Origin of the sequence: Photobacterium sp. WH77 (genome assembly GCF_022014395.1) — a bacterium.
Taxonomy (GTDB): domain Bacteria; phylum Pseudomonadota; class Gammaproteobacteria; order Enterobacterales; family Vibrionaceae; genus Photobacterium; species Photobacterium arenosum.
The window spans coordinates 1-586 of sequence record NZ_JAKLTE010000062.1 but is presented as its reverse complement, the minus strand read 5'-3'; the positions used below and the strand labels follow the sequence as shown (position 1 = coordinate 586).

Genomic DNA, 586 nt, shown 5'->3' with positions numbered 1-586 from the left:
TACATCCCAGAGCCAGAGCGTGCTATCGACAAGCCGTTCATCCTGCCAATCGAAGATGTATTCTCAATCCAGGGCCGTGGTACTGTAGTAACAGGTCGTGTTGAGCAAGGTATCGTTCGCGTAGGTGACGAAGTTGCTATCGTAGGTATCAAAGACACCATCACTACAACTTGTACTGGTGTTGAGATGTTCCGTAAGCTTCTGGACGAAGGCCGTGCTGGTGAGAACGTTGGTGTTCTGCTGCGTGGTACTAAGCGTGACGAAGTTGAGCGTGGTCAAGTACTGGCTAAGCCTGGTTCAATCACTCCACACACGACTTTCGAGTCTGAAGTATACGTTCTGTCTAAAGATGAAGGCGGCCGTCATACTCCATTCTTCAAAGGCTACCGTCCACAGTTCTACTTCCGCACAACTGACGTGACCGGTACTATCGAACTGCCAGAAGGCGTTGAGATGGTAATGCCAGGTGACAACATCAAGATGGTTGTTACTCTGATCGCACCTATCGCAATGGACGAAGGTCTGCGCTTCGCAATCCGTGAAGGTGGCCGTACCGTTGGTGCTGGTGTTGTTGCTAAGATCGTTG

The 586-nt window shown here is 50.5% G+C and carries 1 protein-coding gene; it reads left to right on the top strand.

Translation table 11 applies throughout. From position 1 onward, the window contains the following. A partial coding sequence (locus L6J37_RS21255) for an EF-Tu/IF-2/RF-3 family GTPase (protein WP_269093672.1) occupies positions 1 to 586 on the top strand: 586 nt, incomplete at both ends.